Annotated in this window: 6 protein-coding genes; 4 read left to right on the top strand and 2 right to left on the bottom strand. The window is 64.0% G+C overall.

What is annotated here, in order from left to right; all coding sequences use genetic code 11:
* Positions 1–27 precede the first annotated feature (27 nt).
* The gene (locus tag IV500_RS17790; protein ID WP_196398156.1) at positions 28–738 is read left to right on the top strand and encodes an SDR family oxidoreductase; all 711 of its coding nucleotides are present in this window, start codon (positions 28–30) and stop codon (positions 736–738) included.
* Here IV500_RS17790 and IV500_RS17795 read toward each other — a convergent pair.
* Positions 704–1867, bottom strand: coding sequence for a glycosyltransferase family 9 protein (locus tag IV500_RS17795; RefSeq protein WP_196398157.1), 1164 nt, complete (start codon positions 1865–1867; stop codon positions 704–706). The two genes, IV500_RS17790 and IV500_RS17795, sit on opposite strands and share 35 nt — an antisense overlap.
* A 174-nt stretch (positions 1868–2041) precedes the next feature.
* On the opposite strand from IV500_RS17795, the gene IV500_RS17800 reads away from it, so the two are divergent.
* Together IV500_RS17800 and rfaE2 are read left to right on the top strand one after the other, a co-directional pair.
* Positions 2042–3481, top strand: a complete 1440-nt coding sequence (locus IV500_RS17800; RefSeq protein ID WP_196398158.1) for an aldehyde dehydrogenase family protein — start codon at positions 2042–2044, stop codon at positions 3479–3481.
* Positions 3481–5046, top strand: coding sequence for a D-glycero-beta-D-manno-heptose 1-phosphate adenylyltransferase (gene rfaE2 / locus IV500_RS17805; protein WP_196398159.1), 1566 nt, complete (start codon positions 3481–3483; stop codon positions 5044–5046). Before IV500_RS17800 ends, rfaE2 begins: the two co-directional genes overlap by 1 nt.
* Before the next feature lie 477 nt (positions 5047–5523).
* Here rfaE2 and IV500_RS17810 read toward each other — a convergent pair whose 3' ends face one another.
* Positions 5524–6129: a class I SAM-dependent methyltransferase gene (locus IV500_RS17810; protein WP_196398160.1), complete on the bottom strand. Its 606-nt coding sequence runs from the start codon at positions 6127–6129 to the stop codon at positions 5524–5526.
* A gap of 372 nt (positions 6130–6501) precedes the next feature.
* Here IV500_RS17810 and IV500_RS17815 point away from each other — a divergent pair, with 372 nt between their 5' ends.
* Positions 6502–6738: a hypothetical protein gene (locus IV500_RS17815; protein WP_196398161.1), complete on the top strand. Its 237-nt coding sequence runs from the start codon at positions 6502–6504 to the stop codon at positions 6736–6738.
* Positions 6739–6843: the final 105 nt, after the last annotated feature.

Below are 6843 nucleotides of genomic sequence, written 5' to 3' on the forward strand. Positions count from 1 at the left end.
ATACACAGACGAAAAGTGAGGATTCGCATGAACGCAAATACAATCAGTCTCGCAAACGCTGGTCGCATCGTAGTAACCGGTGGCGCATCGGGACTCGGCGCCGCCGTCGTCAGCGCTGTGCTGGAAGCCGGCGGGACGCCGGTGGTATTGGACCGGGACATTTCGCAGGTGAGCGGAGTCAAAGCCTTCGAGGTGGACGTTGCGGACCGGCATGCGGTCACTGCGGCAGTTGAACAGGCGGCCCAGACGCTTGGCGGTCTTGACGCCGTCGTCACCGCAGCCGGAACAGACCGGTGCGGCAGGCTCGACGACGTTCCAGCGGACGAGTGGGAAAAAGTCATCGGCGTCAATCTGCTCGGTACGGTCTCGGTGGTCCGCGCTGCTATGCCGTACCTGCTGGCTTCCCACGGACGCGTAGTCACAATTGCTTCCACATTGGCCAAGCGCGGCGTTTCCGACGCAACAGCCTACTGTGCATCGAAATTCGGCGTGCTCGGTTTCAGCCAGGCGCTCGCCGCGGAAACGGGAGGTCGGATGGGCGTGACCACCATTATTCCCGGCGGCATGAAGACGCACTTCTTTGATGATCGGGATGAGCAATACAAGCCGCAGGATGACTCACGGCTCAATGATCCGGCATCGGTGGCACAAGCGATCCTCTTTGCGCTCTCCCAGCCCGTCGGTTGCGAGGTCCGGGAAATGCTTATTTGTCACGAAGAAGAAGGCTCATGGCCGTGAGGTCGCGTACATCCGCATAGACCGCCTCAGGCATAACCTGCGCGACGAAGGACTCATCGTGGGAGCAGCGCTCCGCCGTCCAGCCCACCTGGGTCACGTCCACGCCGCACACGCTGCAGTTCGTCACCCAGGAGAGGTGGAGGCGGTGCATGGTCCGCCCGAGCGGGCCGGCACTAATGGCGTTGCCGACCCAGTAAATCCCCACCGTCGGCGTCCCCACTGCCTGTGCAAGGTGACGTGGTCCGCTGTCATTTCCAACCATGACGTCGCTCGCGGCCAGGAGCGCGGTCAGCTCTCCCAGAGAGAGCCGACCTGCCATCGAGCTCACCGCACCGTCGACGGAGTCCGCCAGGCGGACGATCTCTTCCGCCAGTGCCTTATCGGCCTCGTCGCCAACGATCAGTACCCGGCTGCCATCCGCTGCTGCGGCGGCAGCCACCTGGACGAAGGAATCCACCGGCCAGCGCCGGCGCGGATCCGTCGCGCCCGGATGAATAGTCACCAGTGCGCCCGGGTTCGTTCCACCCATATCCAGCAGCTCCCGGACGGCGTGCCGGGCCTCCTCGCTGGGGCGCAGCCGGGCCTCCAGATCCACTGGCACGGCACCGGCCAGTCCGGCGACTTCCAAGGCCCGCAGCGGCTCGTGTTGATAATAAACATAAGGGATTGACCGGTCCAGCCGGGCTGCGTCCGGCGTCCGCAGCCCAACGGTGTACCGGGCCCCGAGACGAAGGAGGAAGGGGTTGGAATAGCGCCCGCCCCCGTGCAGCTGGACGGCAAGGTCAAAGTTTTCGGCCCGCATTCGAGCGAAGAATTCCGTCTGTGCCGCTGGATCCTCCGGTCCCGGTCGCACTCCCCGGGCGTACGGCAGCACTTGAACCCGATGAACCGGGCTGTGTGTCTGGGCCAGCAGCGCCGCGTGCACCGGCGTACCCAGCAACACGACCTCCGCCTTCGGATAGCAGGCAGCGAGGGCCTGCATAGCCGGGAGCGCAAACATTAGATCCCCCAGCCCGCCGCCCCGGAGCACTGCAATCCGACGTACGTCCGGAAACCGCTCCAGCAGTGGACCGACGCCGGTGCCTCGCAGTGTTCCGGTCTCAAAATCGGCAATCGGTTCGTGACTCATCCACTCTCCCTCCATCGATTCTTCCGCTTACCTTAGGCCGAAGTCACGACCCCCCGCCACCGAAAAAACACTTCGGCAGCAGCTGTCTAAACAGGTGTCGGAGCGGGTACGGAGTCCTAAGAACCCCTCGTCGGTAAAAACACCGTGTTGCCCCGAGCGAATCATGAGGATGCCATGACATCGTTGATCGAACCTGCCATTTCCGCCGAAGCGCCTGCCCTGACTATTTACGATCCGCGGTCCGGCGCCCCCGTTGGAACAATCGCCGCGGCCTCCCGCGAGGACGTGGCGCTGGCATTCTCCGCCGCAAGGACGGCCCTGCCGGGCTGGGCCCGCACAGACCCCCAGCAGCGCGGCGAGTTGTTGGCAGCGGCTGCCAGCACCTTGGCAGATGGCGCTGCGGCGTTGGCGGAAATGAACAGCCGGGAAACCGGACGCCCCCTTGACGAAGCGCTCGCCGGTATTGCGGCCGCCGTGTCAACACTTGAGCAATACGCCCAGCTGGGGCCGATACACCGCGGACACAGCCTGCGCGGCAGCGCCCTGGCAGCCGACTATACCGTCGCCGAGCCGCGGGGAGTCGCCGTGTTGCTGACTCCGTGGAATGACCCGGTGGCCGTCGCTGCGGGGCTGATTGGCGCGGCCCTGGTAACAGGCAATACGGTGATCCATAAGCCGAGCGAACGCTGTCCGCATCTGGGTCTGCTCCTCGGAGAACTGCTCAGCGATGTGTTTGAGCCCGGCGTTTTAGTGACTGTGACCGGGGGACCCGAGGTGGGTGCCATGCTGACCAGCGCCGACGCCGATGTATTCGCCCATGTTGGCTCGACGGCGTCGGGCCTGCGCATAGCCCGGGCCGCATTACTGACCGGGGCACACGTCATCCGTGAAAACGGCGGCAACGATCCCCTCCTGGTGGATGCCGACGTTGATCCCGGATGGGCCGCAGAGCAAGCTGCGATTGGGGCCTTCAGCAACAGCGGGCAGATTTGCACGGCGGTGGAACGGATATACGTTCACCAGGACATTGCGGATAGCTTTTGCTCCGCTTTGACCGAGGAGGCACGCCGGCGAAACGCGGAGCAGCCGCTGGCCCCGCTGGTGGACACCCGGTTGCGGGACGCGGTGCACGCGCAAGTGGCCCAAGCCGTTGCGCTTGGTGCCCGGGCCCCGGCCGGCGGTGCCGTTCCGTCAGGTCCGGGGGCCCACTATCCGGCCACGGTGCTGCTCGACTGCACCGGACAGATGGACATCATGACCGAGGAAACGTTTGGGCCAGTGGCACCGGTGCAGGTGGTGGCGGACTTCGATGAAGGACTCCAGCTCGCTTCGACCGGACGCTATGGTCTGGCTGCGACCGTCCTGACCGCCAGCATCGAGCACGCCCACCGGGCTGTGGCGGCACTGCCGGTAGGGACGGTGAAGGTCAACGCCGTCTTCGGTGGTGCACCCGGAGGTGCCGCTCAGCCAAGGGGGGCAAGCGGCGACGGCTTCGGCTATGGGCCGGAGCTGCTGGACGAATTTACCCGGGTAAAGGTGGTCCATATCGGCATTGCGCAGGTTGGAACTCCCCGGCTTGGAAGTCCCCGGCCTGGTTCGGGCCAGGAGCAGTAATGAAGCCCCTGATGGACCAGCGCGGGCTCACCGAATCGGTCCCCCGCCAGCTGGCTGAGCTGGGTCCGCCCGTCACGGTGATCGGTGATGTCATTCTGGACGGCTGGTGGAACGGCACTATTGACAGGCTGTGCCGCGAGGCTCCTGCACCGGTGGTTGAAATTCAGCATCGTCAGTACGCTCCAGGCGGCGCTGCCAACACTGCCATGAACCTTGCAGCGCTAGGTGCCCGGGTCAGGCTAGTGGGCCTCATTGGCACAGACCAAGCAGGCGCCACGCTCACGGCGCTGCTGCAGGATGCCGGCGTGGACGTCTCAGGACTGGTGCCTCATCCGGGCCTTGTCACCACAACAAAATATCGCGTTGTCAGCGCCGGACAGGTGATGCTGCGCTTGGATGAACCGTTTAGGAGTCCCGATCCTGAGGCATTGGACCTGCTGGACGAGCAGCTCCCCCGACTTCTGGCAGGGGCCGACGCGGTAGTGGTCTGCGACTATGGACTCGGCGCGCTCACCGGGGCTGTTGCTGCGGCACTCTCCACGCATTTGGCGAAACCACCAGAACCGGCCGGATTTGCACGCCCGCTGGTACTCGTGGACGCCCATGATCCCCGCCTCTGGGCCGGGCTGGAACCCGATCTCATCACACCGAACGCCGCCGAAGCCGCCCGGGTTATCGGCCGTTCAATGACAGCCGGTCACGCCCGGGCGGACCTTTTTGTCGAGCATCAACAGCAATTGCTCGCGGCAACCGGCAGCAATGCGGCCGTCGTCACCCTTGACCGCGACGGTACTGTGCTGCTCAGCCGTGATGGTCCCGGCCACCGGACCTGGGCGCGTCCCGCCGCCGAAAAGCAGGCCTCCGGAGCGGGCGATACCTTTGTCGCGGCGCTGACTATTGCGCGGACTGCCGGACTGCCGCTGAGCACCTGCGTCGACCTCGCGCAGGCGGCGTCAGACGTCGTCGTGCTCCGGCAAGGAACGTCGGTCTGCAGCACCGATGACCTGTCGCAGCATCTGGCCGGGTTCGCCGACACGGCGCTGGACGCAGCTGAACTGGCGGCCCGGATCACCGCCGAACGCGCCCACGGGCGGCGGATCGTCTTGACCAACGGATGCTTTGATGTGCTGCACCGCGGACACACCCGTTACCTCAACCAGGCCAAGCAGCTCGGAGACATCCTCATCGTCGCGCTGAACAGCGATGACTCCGTCCGACGCCTCAAAGGTGCGGACCGGCCGATCAACGCCGTGGGCGACAGGGCCGCGGTGATCGCCGCGCTAAGCTGCGTGGACTACGTCACCGTCTTTGACTCGCCGACGCCAATCCCTCTCCTTGCCGCCCTGCAGCCGGACATCTATGCCAAAGGCGGCGATTACACGCCGGACATGCTGGAGGAAACTGCTACCGTCCGGGCGTATGGCGGGCAGGTCCGCATTCTGGATTACGTGCCGGAGCAGTCGACGACGGCGGTGCTCCGGCGGATCCGCGGCGCGCTCGAACCGGCGGACTCGCCAGTACAGACCTCACCATCCCAGACGCCAGCGGAACATGCTGCACGATGAATCCGATCTTCACCTGGGGGTGCTGGTTCGTGTAAGCGCTTCCCGCGCGAAGGCGACAGCGGCCAGAAAGACCACCGGGCTGTTGGTCCCCCATTAATTCATAGTTCAGCTGGCGCGTCAGCTTTGGGCCCCTGGTACACGTCCCATCCCCACCAATCCGAAACAGCCTGGTTATTCAAGGGTCTCAGTCCAGCACAACGTGTGACCGCTCGCTACAGGACGTCAATTCGCGCGAAAGTTGACATCCCCCTACGACCTTCGCGCCACACAGCGGTGCTTCAACTTGCCGCAGCGCTCCCTGCCCGCGTGATCGCAGCCACTCCAGGAATCAGCTACACCACCGCCCACCTGTGCGCCCAACGGGCCGGGCGGATTTGGAACGGCCACTCGTCACTTCGATAATGCATTAGGAATAACACTGAATGAATTTGTACACGACTCCGACATAACGCGTACTACTTTTGCTCAGTTCTGCTGTTAATCGCGGCTCAAGATAGTCACCATAAAATCAGCCGACGGCGTCCACGGTTTCAGATCCCAGGTGGCAAACCGGCTCTGGCAGGAAAGTCCGGATTCCTTCGCGTCGATCAGGAAATCCTCGAACGCATAGCCCCTCCCAGCCCCAAACCCTGTCACAACCCGGCCACCGAGCCCGAGGTGCCGGGCGAAGTTGCGGAGCACGGCCGGAGCAGTTTCTGGAGCAAGGAAGGTCAGGACGTTTCCCGCGCAGACGATCACATCGAACGGTTCGGCAATGCCCGCTGCGGGCAGGTCCAGGTCAGCTAGATCCTCCACGAGCCAAAGTACGTCGGGGAAGTCTTTGCGCGCGGCGGCAATTAGCTCAAAATCCGCGTCAACGCCTACCACCGTGTGCCCCCGCCGGCTCATTTCGCCGCCTACTCGCCCGGGGCCACAGCCGGCATCCAAGATCCGGCTTCCCCGCGGCGCCATGGCGTCTAGTAATCTGGCCTCACCGTCCAGATCAGCGCCATCTGCCCGCATTTGCTCAAACCGCTGTATGTACCATGCGGAGTGCCCGGGATTTGTGCGCTTTTGCGCCTGCCATAACGATTCCTGATGCATCTTGAAAGCCTATGCCCTGTCGGAGCGGGATTAAGCGCCGGATAATTCCCGAGGTTGTCGTACCCAGCACCGCGGACAGATCAACTTGTCCCTCGGCAGCGGACCAATCGACTGTCAGCGGTGAGTGCCGGCAGCCTTTTGGATCACCTGCCTAAAGGTCCTCCGAGCGCTCGGGTTCGTGGGGTATTTGTGAGTCGATCAGGTACAGGGCGCGGTAGGTGGCGTCTTGGCAGGGGTCCGGTGGCGAGGTTGTTCGACGCAGGATCGTGCCTGGCGGGATCGTGCCTGCTGTCCTTGCCGTGGCTGTCGTTACTTTGCCTGTCTTTGCTGTGCCTGTCTTTGCTGTTGTGGTGGCTCCCGGATCGGTGAGCCGTGCTGGACGCCTTGCTGGTCGCATTGCTGGAAGGCGTGTTGGAAGCAATGGTGGAAGCTGTGGTGGAAGCTGTGGTGGGTGGTGGTCTGGTGGTGGTGGCGGGTAGTACGTCCCGGCTGGTGAGGTCCAGGCTGTTTGCCCGGTACCGGTCATGGACGGGGTCCAGCCCCGCAGCCGTGGTCCGGGCCGGTCACCGACGCTGGTTTCCCCGTCAGGAGATGTCCCATCCCGGGTAGCGAAAGCACTGGTGCGTTTCCCGTGCCGGTCTTTACCGTCTTTGAGGTGTTTAATCAGGTGATGCTTTTTACACTCGTCGGTCAGTTCCTTGTCACTGGTCCCGC

This window comes from Arthrobacter terrae, assembly GCF_015708085.1.
Lineage (GTDB): Bacteria > Actinomycetota > Actinomycetes > Actinomycetales > Micrococcaceae > Arthrobacter_M > Arthrobacter_M terrae.

Coding starts and splice junctions, on each gene's coding strand:
- IV500_RS17795 (WP_196398157.1), bottom strand. CDS start 1,867: ATGAGTCACGAACCGATTGCCGATTTTGAGACCGGAACACTGCGAGGC.
- IV500_RS17800 (WP_196398158.1), top strand. CDS start 2,042: ATGACATCGTTGATCGAACCTGCCATTTCCGCCGAAGCGCCTGCCCTG.
- IV500_RS17810 (WP_196398160.1), bottom strand. CDS start 6,129: ATGCATCAGGAATCGTTATGGCAGGCGCAAAAGCGCACAAATCCCGGG.
- IV500_RS17790 (WP_196398156.1), top strand. CDS start 28: ATGAACGCAAATACAATCAGTCTCGCAAACGCTGGTCGCATCGTAGTA.
- rfaE2 (WP_196398159.1), top strand. CDS start 3,481: ATGAAGCCCCTGATGGACCAGCGCGGGCTCACCGAATCGGTCCCCCGC.